Genomic DNA, 15,317 nt, shown 5'->3' on the forward strand with positions numbered 1-15,317 from the left:
GATTAATTGGCTTTTAATTTTAGAGAAGCAAATACCTTGCGCGGCGCCATGAATTTAGTTTTGACTTTATCGTCATCTTTCACTTTCTGTACTCCTTCTAACAAAATTTGATCGTTCTCTGACAAACCACTTTCTACAACATACAAATCGGGCATTTCTGATCCTACAGTGATGTTACGAGATTTTACTTTCCCATTTTTATCTACAACAAAAACATATACTTTATCTTGAATTTCGTAAGTTGCTTTTTGCGGAATCAATAATACATTGTGCAACGGAACTGTCATTTGAACTTTTCCTGTTTCGCCGTTTCTTAACAAACGATTTGGATTTGGGAAGCGTGCACGAAAAGCTATATTTCCAGTTTCATTATTAAATTCACCTTCTATCGTTTCTACTTTTCCTTTCTCTGGTAAAGGTTGATTATTTGCTAAAATCAATGAAACAGCATTACTTCCACGATTTTGTATATTGGTTTGATAATCTAAATATTCTGGCTCAGAAACATTGAAGTAAGCAAACATTTGAGAGTTGTCTGACAAGTTTGTTAACAACATACCTTCATCAATCAAGCTTCCTAATTTCATCGGAAGTCTATCTATCACACCCGAAAATGGCGCACGAATATCCGTAAATGATAAATGTAATTGTGCTAATTGCATTTCTGCTTTTGACTTCTCTAAATGCGCTTGTGCAATAGCTTGTTCATTTTTAGAAACAACATTATTATCTGCTAATGTTTTCGAGTTTTGTAACTCTATTTGCATTTCTTTTACTTCTGCTTTCGCTTTTAAGTATTCTGCCTGATACATTTGTGGCATAATACGAAACAACAACTGTCCAGCTTGTACATATTGCCCTTCATCCACATAGATTTTTTGTAAAAATCCTTTTTCTTGTGCACGAATTTCGATGTTGCGAACTGATTTAATTTGCGAAACATAATCCTTGTTCAAGATTGTATCCATTCTAAGCGGAGTAGTTACTGGATAATCTTTTTCTTCTTCTTTTTCCTGTTTTTTTGATGAACAACTTGTTGTCAACAAAACAGTACTCAGAGCAACAAATAATGCGACTCTTTTCATAATTCTTCTAACTATTAAATGATAATTTGGTTTTAAAAATTTTTTGGCGAAGTAGTTGTACCAAAAAATATTACATACAAAAAAGCATCAACTTACTGTTATAAACGCCTAACAGAAGTTTTGTTTGTAATGTAATTTTAAAATTTTTAAGAAAATCAAATTCTGATTGTACGTAGCAAAATGTATTTACAACTCGAAAATTTGATGGTTTTATTGTAGAAGATGTTTTTCTTTCTTAATCCTTTTAATAAAAAAGTTAAGATTAAAACAACACTTAATAGTTTTGCACAAGCTTCTAAATCAATCTGTTTTGATAATTGTAAATCGTCATCCGATTGTTCAATACTTGGGCTTAATTCTTGTAGTTGAAATGTATGTGAAGTTGCCGAAAATTTAGTTTCTACAACTTTTCCTGCATGATAAAAATGAGTATTATCGTTAGCAACAGTTTGTGATGTAAAATTTTCTTGAGAATGTTGCGTACTAGCCAACACTTTAGTTTCCGCAAAAAACAGCAGAAATAAAGCAGAAAGTAGGTATGTAACAAATGTTCTCATAATTCTGTTCAAATGTAAGATTTGATTTTATACAACAAAGCGTATTAACATTTTTTAACTATAAATTTTTTGTTAACAAATTAGTTTACTTATTTACAGTTAGTTATTACTTTTTATTAAGTTTTTCTAAATCCGAATATTTTACAGAAATTTGCAACTCAACAAACAAAAGTTTATGGCGAAAGCAAAAACAGCAAAAGAATCGTTAGCGGTAATGACAAACTTAGTTTTACCAAACGAAACGAACAACTTAGGAAATATGTTTGGAGGCGAATTACTGGCTTCTATGGATAGAATTTCTTCTATTTCTGCAAAAATGCACGGAGGAAGTTTCTTAGTTGTAACAGCAAGTGTAAATCACGTAGCATTCAACATTCCAATTCCGATGGGAAGCACAGTTAAATTAGAATCTAAAGTAACTCGTGCATTTAATTCTTCGATGGAAGTTTATGTTGATGTTTATGTTTATGATTATGATAATTGTGTTTACAACCAAACAAATAGTGGGATTTACACATTTGTAGCTGTTGATAATGATAATAAACCAGTTCAAGTTCCGGAATTAATTCCTGAATCTGAGCAAGAAATAGAACGTTATGAAGCTGCTTTGCGTCGTAAACAATTAAGTTTGATATTAGCTGGAAGAATGAATCCTGCTGATGCACTTGAATTGAAATCGTTGTTTATTACAGAGTAATTCTTTTTTGAATAAATATCACTTAACTCGTTGAATTTTATCAATTAAATCAACGAGTTTTTTATGTTTTAAATTTTTTACTAACTTTATCTTATTCTAAAACAAAGCAATATGAATATCTCTGATTTAAAATTAGAACTAATTCTTCAAATTTCTAATCTGAATGATAAAATGAAATTGGAAGAAATTTTAGAATTATTAAAATTTCAGACTGAAAGTTCTATTTATGAAGTTTCTGAAGATGAAAAACTTGCAATAATAGAAGCTAAGAATCAAATTTTAAATAACAATGTTTTGTCAAATAATGTTGTTAATGAAGAAATGAATGAATGGCTGAAAAAGTAATTTGGACAACTCAAGCAAAAAATGAATTGTTTGACATTTTAGATTATTGGAAAAATCGAAACCAATCAATTCTTTATAGTCAAAAACTTTTTCAATTAATTCAAAATCAAATCAATCTAATTGTTTTATTTCCTGAAATTGGGCGAAAAACAAATTTTGAAAATGTTAGAATTAAAATCATTAAAGACTATCTTCTTTTTTATGAAGTAAAAAACTCAAAACTCTATATTTTAACAATAAAAAGTTCAAAACAGAACCCTAGTAAATTCAGAATAAAATAAAAAAGTCGAAACTAAGTTTCGACTTTTTCTATTAATATATTTTTTTTAACCTTTACCGGCTAAACGGTCAATCACGTATTCTATTTCAGTTTTCCCGTGTGCTATTGGTTTTCCATTTTCATCAAGATTAACCATTGTAATTCGATCAACTGTAATAATCGTTTCGTGTGTCATTTTATTTCGAACTTCGCATTGTAAAATCAACGAAGTTGTTCCAAATTTCACAACCTCTATTCCAATTTCTACAATATCACCTTCGCGTGCCGAAGCCATAAAATTAATTTCGGACATATGTTTAGTTACCACATGCGAATTTTCTAACTGTATGATACTGTATAATGCTGCTTCTTCATCAATCCAAGCCAAAAGTTTACCTCCAAAAAGTGTTTTATTTGGATTAAGATCTTCTGGTTTTACCCATTTACGAGTGTGAAATTTCATAGTTCTCTGTTTTTTGTTGACGTTTATTATTTTCTGCTAAACGATTAGCTTCAGAAATAAACTTGACCAAATTTACGGCATATTTTCCTTCGAGCAAAGATTCATTTTGAAGTGATAAAGCTTCAGAAACTTCTGCAATTGCATTTGGATGGAAATTTTTTTGTTCTGTCGAAATTTTATTAGAACAACATACATTTTTGAGATCAGAATAAATCATTTGATTAAGATACTGATCACCAATCTTGATGGTTCCTTTTTCTGCAATAATGGTAATGTTACTTTCGAAATTTTTATTAAAAACGGATGTAGTATAAATCATATGTCCAATTGCTCCATCGGCCGTAAAATCGACACAACCTGAATCGTCAAATTCTGTTATTTCTTGATGTGTAAAATTGAAACTTCTTGAATTTGTACAAATAACCTCATCAAACCAAAAATTCATGATATCAACAAAATGAGAGAATTGAGTAAACAAAACACCTCCGTCTAAATCTTGGATTCCGTGCCATTCACGTTGTTTGTAATAGCTTTTATTACGATTCCAATAGCAATTAATGTTTACCATAAAAATCTTTCCTAACGAATGATTATCAAGCAAATTTTTGACATATTGAACTACGGGAGAAAAACGAAGTTGCATAGACGTAAAAACTCTTAATTTTTTTTCGTCAGCAACTTTCAATATTTCCGTAACATCTTCTATCGTTAATGCAATTGGTTTTTCAATCAAAACATTTTTCCCAGCTTTTAAGCAACGAATCGCATGTTCTCGGTGCAAACCATTTGGCGTCGCAATTATTACAACATCTGTTTCTTGATCTTCTTTCAAGAAGCTTTCTAATGTCGAATAATTTTTTACAGAAAAATCATCGGGCAAATCAAAATCAATTACTGAGATTAATTGTGCATTCTCTGTTTCTTCTATCGCTTGTTGATGTACACGTCCAATATGACCGTAGCCTAAAATGGAAAAATTTTTCATTAAATTTATTTAATAATTTTTTCTAATATCTTTTGTGTAATAAGATACGTTGGTTTTACTCCAGTTAATCCTAAACCACCAGAAGCTAATGTACTTCCTGTTTCTAAAGGATTATCAGAAGCATAATATGCATACATTACTTTAACATCTTTATCAATGTGATGTCTAATTTTTGAAGCTACTTGAATTGCTTTTTGATAATGCGCACCTTCCATTTCTAATCCAATCGCTTGGAAAGACGAATTTTTAAAATATTCTAAAACGTCTTTGTTTTGCAACGATGTTCCTAAAACCGAAATCATTGGTCCTTCGTAAACACCTAAACCTTGTCCAGCAAAATCATCAGCAGTTAACTCGTTATCAAAAACATAATTATCTGTAGTTCCTTCGAAAACATGTGCAGTAGCAATCATAATATCACCTTTGATTCCTTCTAAGATTCCAGCTTTACCCATAATTGCAACAGATTTAACATTCATTTTGAATTTTACGTCTCCAACTCTATATGGTTTCAACAATTCATCCATTGCTTCGAAAGCTTGCTCTCCAAAAGCATAATCCATCACAATAATTACCTCGTTGTTCTTATCTTTTGCATAAGAAAACGCAGAATTTGTAACATTTACCTTAGATAAATCAATAATTTGAACATCGATATTTGTTCCTGATTGATCTTTGATGTAAACTAAACCATTCTGTTGTGTGTAATCATTTAACGATTCTCGCAACATTTTGTTGTTTGCTGCACTCAAATCTTCATAAATTTCTACACCATCATTTTTGTATTTTCTTTTCAAACCATCATACGCATACAACATGTTTGAAACACTGTGCATATTAGCAGAAATGATATGTATGTTTTTATCTTGAAGATTATTTTCGAATAATACACGTTTGATTTCATTTGCCCAATGCTCACCAATCATATGATGACCAATCGATTCGCGTAAAGTTGACGTAAATGTAATTTCACGTTTCTTTGTTCCGATACGATCTTGTTGGCTTGTGTAACCCATCCAATAAACTACTCGGAAAAAATAATCTTTATCAGTAGCTTTACTGAAATAATGATGAATTTCTTGTGTTTCTTCAAACGTTCTTCCTAAAATAGTCGATAAATGCATCAAAGCAACTTCGCGTTCTTTACGGGAAATTTCAACTTCATTGAATACAACATTTTCGATGAATTCCCACGCTCTACTTTTAGAAAGTGTTTCGTTACTGAATGCTCTATTTCTAATTTTATCCGCCTCATTGTATAAAAACGTTAAGTGCGTCAAAACATCATAAATATCAGAACGACCGCGAGATATTTCGATATTCATTTGATCATCATCAATTCTATAGCAAAAACGACGACGTTTTGCAGGAATAATTGGTGTAAAAATAGAACGATCATATCCTTCGTCAGATGTAAAAGACACATAAGGTGTTTCTACAATTCCTTCTGGTAAACGATCTAAAACGTACATCAATCCGCTTAATTCTACCTTATTTGGATCTGTCATTGATCCGTAGATTTCAGGATTGATTTCGAATAATAAATTTCTTAATATTTTTCCAGGTGCACCAGATGGACGGTACACTCCTCTATGAAATAAATGACGCATTGAGATATATAATCTTTCAATAGCGTCAGTAGATCTTCTTGCTCTTGTTATTGACATAAATTTTTTACTTTTTTTGGTTGTTTAATTCTTGTTGAATGGCCATTAATTCATCGTACCATTCTTGTCCAAATTTTCGGACTAACGAATCTTTTGCAAATGTTGCAACATTCACTTTCAATTCTTTTCCTAAGGTACAAGCATCCGAGCAGATATCCCATACATCATAGTTAACAGAAGTGAAATTTGAATATTCCTTAACACGAACTGGATACAAATGACATGAAATCGGTTTTTTGTAATCGACCTTTCCGTCTTCATATGCTTTTTCAATTCCACATTTCGAAAAACCATTTTCTTCGAAAACTAAATAAGCACATTCGCGATTATTGACCAATGGAGTTACCCAATCGCCGTCAGTATCCATTGTGTATTTACCTTCTTGCTCAATCACCGCAATTCCTTCGGGACGCAAATAAGGTTTTACATCTTCATAAATATCGTCTAATACAGTTAGTTCGTCATCATTCAAAGGTGCGCCAGCGTCACCTTCTACACAACAAATCCCTTTACATTTGTTCAGATTACAAACAAAATCTTCATTCAGTAGTTCTTCAGATACAAGGGTTTTTCCTATTTGGAACATGTTACATTAAATTTTGTAACATGCAAAGGTACGGAGAATTCCTCAGAAAAATGTAATTTTGTAAAAGAATAATGGATAGTCTACTTTCAAAAATCAATCATCCTAAGGAACTTAGGACTTTTGAAGCATCTCAATTAAATGCTTTAGCTCACGAGATGCGCGAGTTTATTTTGGATACTTTGAGTGTAAAACCAGGGCATTTGGGCGCAAGTTTAGGTGTGATTGAATTAACGATTGCATTACATTATCACTACAATACTCCTCAAGATTTGTTGATTTGGGATGTAGGTCATCAATGTTATCCTCATAAAATTTTGACTGGTCGTCAAAAAATTTTCGATTCACTTCGTCAAAAAGACGGTATTTCTGGCTTTCCAACACGCATCGAAAGTGAATATGATACATTCGGAACGGGACATTCTTCTACCTCTATTTCTGCAATTGTTGGAATGGCAACTGCAGATAAAATCAATCAAATTGACCGAAAACATATTGCAATTATTGGTGATGCATCGATTACTTCTGGAATGAGTTTGGAAGCGTTAAATCATCTTGGATCAACAGATTTGGATGTTTTAGTGATTTTGAATGATAATGATATCGGAATTGACCCTTCGGTTGGTGGTTTGAAAAAACATTTTAAATCATTAGAAAATCAATCCGAAAATATCTTTACCAATTTCGGTTTAAATTTTATTGGAACAATTGACGGACACAACTTTGATGAATTATTGAATGCTTTCAATAAAGCTGACTTAATCAAAGGTCCAAAAGTTTTACACATCAAAACAATAAAAGGAAAAGGTTACGAGCAAGCCGAAATTGACCAAGTAAAATGGCATGCTCCAGGTTTGTTCGATAAAGAAACGGGCGAAATAAAATCAAAGAAGAAAGAAAAATCGTATCAAGATGTTTTTGGTGAAACCATGCATCAATTACTTGAAGATAACTCACAAATCGTTGCGATAACGCCTGCGATGATCACGGGAAGTAATTTGGTAAAATGTCATCAAGATTTTCCTGAACGAGTTTTTGATGTCGGAATTGCAGAGCAACATGCGGTGACTTTTACAGCTGGTTTGGCTACGCAAAATACCATTCCGTATTGTGTGATTTATTCCACATTTTTACAGCGTGCGTACGACCAAGTGATTCACGATGTAGCGTTACAAAATCTACCTGTTGTGTTTTGTATTGATCGTGCAGGATTTGTTGGTACAGATGGCGCGACGCATCATGGTTATTTTGATATTCCGTATTTGCGCGAAATTCCGAATATGATTGTGTCTTCGCCTCGAAACGAGAAAGATTTTAAAAATCTATTGCACACAGCTCAGTTTACAACTCAACCTTTTGCGATTCGTTATCCAAAGAATAATATCCAAACTAATAATTCTAAAGCAGAAAAAATAGAAATCGGTCAATCTGAAATTATTTTTGAAGGAAAACAATTAGCAATTCTTTCAACTGGATTAATTAGTTCTCGAATTGAAGAAATTATCATTCAAAATCATCTTCAAGATAAAATTGCTTTGATTGATTTTCCATTCATAAAACCATTAGATGAATCTCGCTTAAAAGCTATTTCATTGAAATATTCTACCATTCTAACTTTTGAAGATGGAATAAAAAAAGGTGGTTTTGGAAGTGGAATTTTAGAATTTTTAAATTCTATTCATTACAAAGGAAATATCACCATCAATGGATATCCTGACGAATTTATCGAACATGCTTCAATTTTTGAATTAGAACAAATGGTTGGTTTAGATGATTCGTCGATTTTGGAAATGATTTTTAGTTATTTGTAATTTTCGGTACGAGAGTTGTAATAGCTTTCTCTGATTTATAAACACACAACTAATGAAAAAAATAATCGGTTTATCTTTTATAGCAGTATTGTTAACATTGCAATCTTGCGGTACAACAAGCAACATGCAAGAGTTCTACACAAAATACGACAATCAATCTACTGTAATTCCTTTACCTTCTTTTGCGTTGAAATTAGCTGGAAAAGCTGGTGGAACAGATTTATTTAATTACTTAAAATCGGCAAAAGTTTTTGTTGTTACAGATGCAGGACAAGGAAAGCAAAAAAGAATCATGAATGATTTGCAATCGTCTATGCGTGGAGAAAAATACGAAAACTTGGTAAAATTCAAAGCGAAAGACAGCCGTTTGAATATTTCATTACAAGAAGATGGCGGACGAGTTAAGAAAATGATTTTTGGAATTAATGGTTTGCGAAATGTATTGGTTATCGATTCTAAATTAGATATTCCAAGAGCAGATTTAGACAAAGTTTTGGACAAAGTTTCAGCTGAAGATATTGCAGATTTAGCAGATATTTTGAAATAATATAAGAAGCCAGCTAATTAGCTGGCTTTATTTTATACACGATTTTAATCAGTTTTCCTTTAAAATTATATTCTCTATAGGAAACTATTGCTTGATGGTTTATAAATAATTTTTGATTATCATAAAAAGTTCTAAAATCAAATTTACTATCATCTAAAATGTATAAATCCTCACAACCTTTTTCTGTATAAAGTGAAGTCGTAAAATTTCTCTTCGATTTTTTAGTTGTTTCAGCTAAATAATCTTGTTCATCATAATTTAAACAAGATTTTCCAAAATCTATTACAACAATCATTTCAGTTTTGGCTTCAGGTGGCTTCACCATCAAGCAGCTGTTTAACATAAAAAAGAGGATTATAGGCCAAAAAAATCGGTAGTTTTTCATCATAACCAGATTAGAGTTATACATTAAAGATAGATAAATTTTATCTCAAAACAATTCTTCTTAACTTTGTCGTATGAGTGGAAAATTATATTTGGTTCCGACGCCAATCGGAAATTTGGGAGATATTACATTTAGAGCGGTTGATGTGCTAAAAGAATCGGATGTGATTTTGGCAGAAGACACGCGAAATAGTGGTATTTTACTGAAACATTTCGAAATTTCTACTCCAATGCGTAGCTATCATATGCACAACGAGCATCAAGCAACCGAAGATATTATTCGTCAGTTAAAAGATGGTCAAATCATTTCGATTATTACAGATGCCGGAACTCCAGGTATTTCTGATCCAGGTTATTTGTTAGCCAAAGAATGTGTGGCAAATAATATCGTAATCGAATGTTTACCAGGCGCAACCGCTTTTGTTCCTGCATTAGTTGTTTCTGGATTACCAAATAACGAATTTACTTTTGTCGGATTTTTACCTGTAAAAAAAGGTAGAAAATCTAAATTAGATTCATTAGTAGAAGAAAAGAAAACGATGATTTTCTACGAATCACCTCATAAAATTGGTCGTACGTTGAAAGATTTAGCAGAAGCTTTTGGAGCGGAACGTAAAGCAAGTTTGTCAAGAGAAATCTCAAAGAAATTTGAAGAAACATTACGTGGAACTTTGACTGAATTAGCCGAAATAGCCGAAAAAAGGAATTTAAAAGGTGAAATGGTTTTGGTTGTAGAAGGAAATCATTAATCGTTGAAGCGAATATCTTTAATATTTAATTGCCAAGTTCCTTTTCCTTGCCAATAATTCATTCCGATTGTGTAAACCATATCAAACGATTGACCTTTCTCTAAATTTGGTCCAAATTTCCCCAATTTGAAACCAATTGCAGGAAAAGTAATACGTGTATCGCGTTGATGTACGTACAAACGAGCGTGTTCTTTACCAACTAATCGGAAATCAGTTGCCAATAAATCTTTCGAAATAAAAACAGGATTCATATTTTCTGGTCCAAATGGAGCCATTCTCATCACCGATTCTAAAAAAGAACGTGTCATATCGTTAAAAGAAATCTCTTTATCTATCAGAATTGAAGGAGTAAAATGCTTTCCATTCGACATTTCTCTCACTGTTTGATCAAAATTTAATTTAAACTGATCAAAATTTTCTTCTTTCATTGATAAACCAGCAGCAGCCATATGTCCACCAAACTGCGTCAATAAATTAGCATTCTTCTCAATCGCTGAATGAATATCAAACTCTTGTATTGAACGGGCTGAACCTACAATTTCACCTTCATTATTTTTTGTAAAAACAATGGTAGGTTTGTAATAAATATCAACCAAACGAGAAGCTACAATTCCAATTACTCCTTTGTTCCAAGTAGGATCGTAAACGATTGTAGAAAATTTTTCTTTTGTATTAATTTTATTTAATTGATCTAAAGCACTTTCAGTAATATCAACATCAATCAACTTTCGTTCGTTATTTAACGAATTGATATCATTCAAGTATTTTTTACAATCTTCTTCATCAGTACTCAACATAAAACGAACTGCTTCTGAGCCGTGTTTTATGCGTCCGGCAGCATTAATTTTAGGCGCTATAGAAAAGACTACATTCGAAATATTCACATTATTCTTAATATTAACCGGAATCAATTGTTGAAAAGCCAAACGAGGCTCTGAATTTAATCTTTTCAACCCTGCATAGGCTAACACACGATTTTCTCCAGTTATAGGAACAATATCTGCTGCAATACTTACTGCAACTAAATCGAGAAGAGGATAAAGATTTTCTTTAGGAAGATTGAATTTCTCGGTATATGCTTGTGCCAATTTAAAACCAACACCACAACCGCTCAATTCTTTGTAAGGATAACGACAACCTTTTTGTTTTGGATCTAAAACCGCATAAGCTTTTGGTACAGAACGATCTGGCAAATGATGATCACAAATAATGTAATCAATCCCTTTAGATTGGGCATATTTAATTTGCTCATGTGCCTTAATTCCACAATCTAAAACGATTACAACTGAAATATCATTCTCTATAGCGAAATCTATACTTTGTTGAGAAATTCCGTAACCTTCGTTATTTCGATCAGGGATATAAAAAAAGACTTTCGAGTAGATGGAAGTCAGAAACTCATAAAAGAGTGTTACTGCAGTCGTTCCATCTACATCGTAGTCTCCAAATATTAAGATATTTTCTTCGTCATCAATTGCATTTTTAATGCGGGAAACAGCATCTGCCATTCCTTTCATCAAAAATGGGTCATGTAAATCATCTAAAGTTGGATTAAAAAATGATTTTGCTTGATCAAAAGTTTCAATTCCACGTTGGGCTAACAAAATAGCAAGTGCCTCAGAAATGTTTAGTGACTCTTGCAAACCGCTAATTATTTCAGTTGAGGGTTGTTGTTTTATTTCCCAAGTTTTTTCCATCTCTTTAATTTACATAAAATTTAATTAGAGAGAAAGGTAAAGCGAAATCTTATTTAGATTTGTTTGCTTCTTTCACGTATTTGTCTAATGCCATAGTCATAGAAGGCGTTTCTTTTGTTGGCACTTCTATATCTACACGTAATCCCATCTCTTTTGCTTGATCAACTGTCGATTTTCCAAAAACGGCAATTCTTGTATTATCTTGTACAAAATCTGGAAAATTCTCGAACAATGATTTGATACCAGAAGGTGTAAAAAATACTAAAATGTCGTATTTTACATCTGATAAATCTGATAAATCACTTGAAACAGTTCTGAACAAAGTTGCTTTCTGCCAATTTAAATTTAAACTATCTAATAATTTTGGAACATCAGGTTTCAAAACATCAGATGCAGGTAACAAGAAACTCTCGTCTTTGTGTTTTTTAAGCAATGGAACTAAATCGGCAAATACTTTTTCGCCAATGTAAATTTTACGTTTTCTATACACAATGTACTTTTGTAAATAAAAAGCAATGGCCTCTGATTCACAAAAATATTTCATCGAATCTGGAACGGTAAATCTCAATTCTTCTGCTAAACGGAAAAAGTGATCAATAGCATTTCTACTTGTAAAAATGACTGCTGTTACCTTTGTAAAATCGATTTTTTGTTGTCTAACTTCTTTAGCATCAATTCCGACAACTTGGATAAATGGTCTAAAATCAATCTTGATTTTGTTACGCTTTTCAATCTCGTAGTAAGGCGAGTTTTCTGCCTGAGGCTTAGGTTGTGATACTAATACTGATTTAACTTTCATAGTAATTTTAGATTACCTTACCTACAGTTAATAGTTTTGCTAAAACCATAATGGGTAAAATTTCTAGGGTGCAAAGGTACAAAATATTATAATACCAAATTGATTTATTGCTACTTATTTGTTTTGCGTAAATATGATAAATTTCGAATATTCTATTCAAAAACAACAATATAAAACCTCCCATCATCAAATAATCTTTGTTAATAGTGGTGTAATAATATAGAAAACAAATAACTAGTAAAAGCAAAACATTCTTCGCATTGACGAAGCTAGAACTTTTCATGAAATACGAAATTGTACTCGATTCATAAAACACTCTATAAAACGTAACTTCTATTAATAATCGGAATAACATAATAAGACTTATGAAGCCAAATGTTATTGCTACCCTGGATAAAAAATAGAACTTAAAATTAATGAAATGTCCGTATGTAATATTAAAATAGGATACCAATAACAAGCTTATTAGCAATACCGTAATTCCGTTCACAACAAAGCTGAACAAGGTAGTGTTATCATCTGTAAAACTCATATACTCCGTTTTATTATCGAGTGTTTTAAAGTTCTTTGCAAACAAATACTTTGATGCACACACCAATAACAAACATACAATCAAAACGATAAGCACGGTATCGTTTCCAAGTGTATTTCTTCCTATCGAAATTAAATCGTTTGTTTTCATAATTTTGTCAAAAATACAAAACCCTAACAATCTTATAACTATCTTTATGCCCACAAAATAATAATTATGTCGGACAAATTAGTCATCATCCCGACTTACAACGAAAAAGAAAATGTAGAAGCCATTATACGTGCCGCACTATCAGTTGACGGAACGTTTGATGTATTGATTGTTGACGATAGTTCGCCAGATGGTACAAATGATATTGTGAAACGTCTGATACCAGAATTTAACAACCGCTTACATTTAGAGATTCGTACGACAAAAGATGGTTTAGGTCGTGCTTATGTACATGGTTTTAAATGGGCATTAGCCAATCACTACAAGTTTATTTTTGAGATGGATGCCGATTTTTCTCATAACCCAAACGATTTGCCTCGTCTTTATGATGCTTTAGCTAATGGAGCTGATGTTGCAATTGGTTCGCGTTATTCTAATGGTGTTAACGTGGTAAATTGGCCAATGAATAGAGTTTTGATGTCTTATTTTGCTTCGAAATATGTCAAAATCATCACAAATTTACCTGTACATGATGCTACAGCAGGTTTTGTTGGCTATCGAGCAAATGTATTGGAAACATTAGATTTAGATAAAATAAAATTCAAAGGTTACGGTTTTCAAATTGAGATGAAGTATAAATCTTGGATTAAAAAATTTCAATTAAAAGAAGTTCCAATCATTTTTACTGACCGAACTTTAGGCGAATCTAAAATTAGCTCAGATATTATCGGAGAAGCAGTTTTTGGTGTAATTACATTACGATTAAGAAATATTTTCGGAAAATTATGAGAACACTATTTTTTACTTTCATTTTATTAATCGGAACGATTATTAGCTGTACACCAAAAAATTATGAAAAACCTGATAATTTGATTGGTAGAAGTGATATGATTGAGGTTTTATCTGATTTATATATAAGTCAACAAGGAATACAAATGTATCCTGTTCAAAACGAAGATCAAACACTTAGTTTAGCCAAAGATGCTTCGGATATCTTAAAAAAACATCAAATTAAATATTCGGATTTCGAAAAAAGTTATCAATATTACTTAATGCAACCCGAGTCATTCAAAGAAATGCTTGATGATGTAAAAAGTAAACTTTACGATCAGCTATCTGATGAAGAAAAAAAACGCCAAAAAGATCAAACCAACAACCTTGGTGTTGACAATAAAAATAACAAATAGTTCAGTCCCCAAGATTGAACTATTTTTTTTTATTAAGAATCTGAAAACTAATCGCCTTTTTAAAATTTTGTATTAGAGAAAATTTTATCTTTACGTAAATATAAATCCCTACTTATGCCATCAAAAAGAATAAGTAAATCAAAAAAGGTAGGATTTGGCTCGAGATCTATCCGATTAGTCGATATTTTTGTTCTTGCAATCATCATAATTGTTGTTGCTACAATTTTGTTAGGTTATCTGAACAAATAATCAAATCCTTTTTTACTTATTAAAGAAAGTCAACTTTTCTCAAAAGCATTTAGTAACACTACCAAGTGTAGTTATATTTTAGTATCTGTCAAAAGTCTTTCAACTTGTTTGTGAGACTTTTTTTATGAAGTTATTCGATCATTATTTTTAAAAAGGACAATCATCTTCTTCTTTTACAAAATCAAATGAAATGTATTCCTTTCCATCATTGAAATAAGCTTGAAAAAACAATTCAAAATCTTCAATTTTCCTTTGGAATTTTCGAAAAATCACATCATTACTTTTTGACTTGTTAATAAACTCTCTTAATTTAAATAATTCATTATCAAAAACAAAATCTAATATTTCTTTTCCTTTATCAACAACTCCAATACCATAAAAAGTTTTACCATTTACTTGTTTTTCATTAATTAATAAATCTAAAGTTTTTTCAAAATTATTTGCAAGAATTGTAATCTTCCCCTTGTTAGGAACATTTAAAAGTATAGTTTTTATTTAATATTATTGTATTATTATTTTGATTAATTTGAAATGTAGGAAAATCATTAGGATTTTTGACCTTACCATATTT

18 protein-coding genes are annotated in these 15,317 nt (G+C 31.4%); 8 read left to right on the forward strand and 10 right to left on the reverse strand.

Annotated features, from left to right (window positions below; all coding sequences use genetic code 11):
- Positions 1-2: 2 nt before the first annotated feature.
- Complete coding sequence (locus QHG34_RS14300) at positions 3-1,085, reverse strand: efflux RND transporter periplasmic adaptor subunit (protein ID WP_282630909.1); 1,083 nt, start codon at positions 1,083-1,085, stop codon at positions 3-5.
- A 155-nt stretch (positions 1,086-1,240) separates the two neighbouring features.
- Positions 1,241-1,642 (reverse strand): hypothetical protein, encoded by a 402-nt coding sequence (locus tag QHG34_RS14305; protein ID WP_282630910.1) that lies wholly within the window; start codon positions 1,640-1,642, stop codon positions 1,241-1,243.
- Between the two features lie 175 nt (positions 1,643-1,817).
- Between QHG34_RS14305 and QHG34_RS14310 the strand changes: the two genes are divergently transcribed.
- From QHG34_RS14310 to QHG34_RS14320, 3 genes are all read left to right on the forward strand, one after another.
- Positions 1,818-2,339 carry an acyl-CoA thioesterase gene (locus tag QHG34_RS14310; RefSeq protein WP_282630911.1) on the forward strand — a complete coding sequence of 174 codons (522 nt, stop codon included), beginning with the start codon at positions 1,818-1,820 and terminating at the stop codon, positions 2,337-2,339.
- A 111-nt stretch (positions 2,340-2,450) separates the two neighbouring features.
- Complete coding sequence (locus QHG34_RS14315) at positions 2,451-2,684, forward strand: hypothetical protein (protein WP_282630912.1); 234 nt, start codon at positions 2,451-2,453, stop codon at positions 2,682-2,684.
- A complete protein-coding gene (locus QHG34_RS14320) occupies positions 2,669-2,965 on the forward strand; it encodes a type II toxin-antitoxin system RelE/ParE family toxin (RefSeq protein ID WP_282630913.1) in 297 nt (98 codons plus the stop codon). The genes QHG34_RS14315 and QHG34_RS14320 overlap by 16 nt, the downstream gene beginning before the upstream one ends.
- Positions 2,966-3,010: 45 nt before the next feature.
- On the opposite strand, the gene QHG34_RS14325 is transcribed toward QHG34_RS14320, so the two are convergent.
- From QHG34_RS14325 to QHG34_RS14340, 4 genes are read right to left on the reverse strand one after another with little or no spacing between them, the layout of a single operon-like run.
- Complete coding sequence (locus QHG34_RS14325; protein WP_282630914.1) at positions 3,011-3,406, reverse strand: acyl-CoA thioesterase; 396 nt, start codon at positions 3,404-3,406, stop codon at positions 3,011-3,013.
- On the reverse strand, positions 3,387-4,391 hold the full coding sequence (locus tag QHG34_RS14330) for a Gfo/Idh/MocA family protein (protein WP_282630915.1): 1,005 nt from the start codon (positions 4,389-4,391) through the stop codon (positions 3,387-3,389). The genes QHG34_RS14325 and QHG34_RS14330 overlap by 20 nt, the downstream gene beginning before the upstream one ends.
- A 5-nt stretch (positions 4,392-4,396) precedes the next feature.
- Positions 4,397-6,058 carry a DUF6909 family protein gene (locus QHG34_RS14335; RefSeq protein ID WP_282630916.1) on the reverse strand — a complete coding sequence of 554 codons (1,662 nt, stop codon included), beginning with the start codon at positions 6,056-6,058 and terminating at the stop codon, positions 4,397-4,399.
- Between the two features lie 7 nt (positions 6,059-6,065).
- Positions 6,066-6,644, reverse strand: a complete 579-nt coding sequence (locus QHG34_RS14340; RefSeq protein ID WP_038336749.1) for a DUF3109 family protein — start codon at positions 6,642-6,644, stop codon at positions 6,066-6,068.
- Positions 6,645-6,715: 71 nt separating this feature from the next.
- On the opposite strand from QHG34_RS14340, the gene QHG34_RS14345 reads away from it, so the two are divergent.
- Both QHG34_RS14345 and QHG34_RS14350 read left to right on the forward strand, forming a co-directional pair.
- Positions 6,716-8,452, forward strand: a complete 1,737-nt coding sequence (locus tag QHG34_RS14345) for a 1-deoxy-D-xylulose-5-phosphate synthase (protein ID WP_282630917.1) — start codon at positions 6,716-6,718, stop codon at positions 8,450-8,452.
- A gap of 52 nt (positions 8,453-8,504) precedes the next feature.
- A complete protein-coding gene (locus QHG34_RS14350) occupies positions 8,505-8,999 on the forward strand; it encodes a DUF4252 domain-containing protein (protein ID WP_282630918.1) in 495 nt (164 codons plus the stop codon).
- Between the two features lie 13 nt (positions 9,000-9,012).
- Here the strand turns inward: QHG34_RS14350 and QHG34_RS14355 are convergent, their stop codons facing one another.
- Positions 9,013-9,342 carry a hypothetical protein gene (locus QHG34_RS14355; RefSeq protein ID WP_282630919.1) on the reverse strand — a complete coding sequence of 110 codons (330 nt, stop codon included), beginning with the start codon at positions 9,340-9,342 and terminating at the stop codon, positions 9,013-9,015.
- A 115-nt stretch (positions 9,343-9,457) separates the two neighbouring features.
- Here QHG34_RS14355 and rsmI point away from each other — a divergent pair, with 115 nt between their 5' ends.
- Complete coding sequence (gene rsmI, locus QHG34_RS14360) at positions 9,458-10,132, forward strand: 16S rRNA (cytidine(1402)-2'-O)-methyltransferase (protein WP_282630920.1); 675 nt, start codon at positions 9,458-9,460, stop codon at positions 10,130-10,132.
- On the opposite strand, the gene recJ is transcribed toward rsmI, so the two are convergent.
- The 3 genes from recJ to QHG34_RS15865 are packed head-to-tail and all read right to left on the reverse strand — an operon-like array spanning position 10,129 to position 13,310.
- Complete coding sequence (recJ, locus tag QHG34_RS14365; protein ID WP_282630921.1) at positions 10,129-11,829, reverse strand: single-stranded-DNA-specific exonuclease RecJ; 1,701 nt, start codon at positions 11,827-11,829, stop codon at positions 10,129-10,131. The genes rsmI and recJ overlap by 4 nt on opposite strands.
- A gap of 49 nt (positions 11,830-11,878) precedes the next feature.
- The gene (locus QHG34_RS14370) at positions 11,879-12,628 is read right to left on the reverse strand and encodes a uroporphyrinogen-III synthase (protein WP_282630922.1); all 750 of its coding nucleotides are present in this window, start codon (positions 12,626-12,628) and stop codon (positions 11,879-11,881) included.
- Between the two features lie 7 nt (positions 12,629-12,635).
- Positions 12,636-13,310, reverse strand: coding sequence for a DUF4271 domain-containing protein (locus QHG34_RS15865; RefSeq protein ID WP_407080917.1), 675 nt, complete (start codon positions 13,308-13,310; stop codon positions 12,636-12,638).
- A gap of 66 nt (positions 13,311-13,376) precedes the next feature.
- On the opposite strand from QHG34_RS15865, the gene QHG34_RS14375 reads away from it, so the two are divergent.
- Positions 13,377-14,099, forward strand: coding sequence for a polyprenol monophosphomannose synthase (locus QHG34_RS14375; protein WP_282630923.1), 723 nt, complete (start codon positions 13,377-13,379; stop codon positions 14,097-14,099).
- Complete coding sequence (locus QHG34_RS14380; protein WP_282630924.1) at positions 14,096-14,497, forward strand: DUF4296 domain-containing protein; 402 nt, start codon at positions 14,096-14,098, stop codon at positions 14,495-14,497. Before QHG34_RS14375 ends, QHG34_RS14380 begins: the two co-directional genes overlap by 4 nt.
- Positions 14,498-15,317: the final 820 nt, after the last annotated feature.

Source organism: Empedobacter sedimenti, from assembly GCF_030005555.1.
GTDB classification, from domain to species: domain Bacteria; phylum Bacteroidota; class Bacteroidia; order Flavobacteriales; family Weeksellaceae; genus Empedobacter; species Empedobacter sedimenti.

Excerpts from the sequence above, each read along its gene's own strand:
- QHG34_RS15865 (WP_407080917.1), bottom strand. The coding sequence starts at position 13,310 with ATGAAAACAAACGATTTAATTTCGATAGGAAGAAATACACTTGGAAAC.
- QHG34_RS14325 (WP_282630914.1), bottom strand. The coding sequence starts at position 3,406 with ATGAAATTTCACACTCGTAAATGGGTAAAACCAGAAGATCTTAATCCA.
- QHG34_RS14340 (WP_038336749.1), bottom strand. The coding sequence starts at position 6,644 with ATGTTCCAAATAGGAAAAACCCTTGTATCTGAAGAACTACTGAATGAA.
- QHG34_RS14320 (WP_282630913.1), top strand. The coding sequence starts at position 2,669 with ATGGCTGAAAAAGTAATTTGGACAACTCAAGCAAAAAATGAATTGTTT.
- QHG34_RS14335 (WP_282630916.1), bottom strand. The coding sequence starts at position 6,058 with ATGTCAATAACAAGAGCAAGAAGATCTACTGACGCTATTGAAAGATTA.
- QHG34_RS14300 (WP_282630909.1), bottom strand. The coding sequence starts at position 1,085 with ATGAAAAGAGTCGCATTATTTGTTGCTCTGAGTACTGTTTTGTTGACA.
- recJ (WP_282630921.1), bottom strand. The coding sequence starts at position 11,829 with ATGGAAAAAACTTGGGAAATAAAACAACAACCCTCAACTGAAATAATT.
- QHG34_RS14345 (WP_282630917.1), top strand. The coding sequence starts at position 6,716 with ATGGATAGTCTACTTTCAAAAATCAATCATCCTAAGGAACTTAGGACT.
- rsmI (WP_282630920.1), top strand. The coding sequence starts at position 9,458 with ATGAGTGGAAAATTATATTTGGTTCCGACGCCAATCGGAAATTTGGGA.
- QHG34_RS14350 (WP_282630918.1), top strand. The coding sequence starts at position 8,505 with ATGAAAAAAATAATCGGTTTATCTTTTATAGCAGTATTGTTAACATTG.
- QHG34_RS14370 (WP_282630922.1), bottom strand. The coding sequence starts at position 12,628 with ATGAAAGTTAAATCAGTATTAGTATCACAACCTAAGCCTCAGGCAGAA.
- QHG34_RS14355 (WP_282630919.1), bottom strand. The coding sequence starts at position 9,342 with ATGTTAAACAGCTGCTTGATGGTGAAGCCACCTGAAGCCAAAACTGAA.
- QHG34_RS14310 (WP_282630911.1), top strand. The coding sequence starts at position 1,818 with ATGGCGAAAGCAAAAACAGCAAAAGAATCGTTAGCGGTAATGACAAAC.
- QHG34_RS14380 (WP_282630924.1), top strand. The coding sequence starts at position 14,096 with ATGAGAACACTATTTTTTACTTTCATTTTATTAATCGGAACGATTATT.
- QHG34_RS14315 (WP_282630912.1), top strand. The coding sequence starts at position 2,451 with ATGAATATCTCTGATTTAAAATTAGAACTAATTCTTCAAATTTCTAAT.
- QHG34_RS14375 (WP_282630923.1), top strand. The coding sequence starts at position 13,377 with ATGTCGGACAAATTAGTCATCATCCCGACTTACAACGAAAAAGAAAAT.
- QHG34_RS14330 (WP_282630915.1), bottom strand. The coding sequence starts at position 4,391 with ATGAAAAATTTTTCCATTTTAGGCTACGGTCATATTGGACGTGTACAT.
- QHG34_RS14305 (WP_282630910.1), bottom strand. The coding sequence starts at position 1,642 with ATGAGAACATTTGTTACATACCTACTTTCTGCTTTATTTCTGCTGTTT.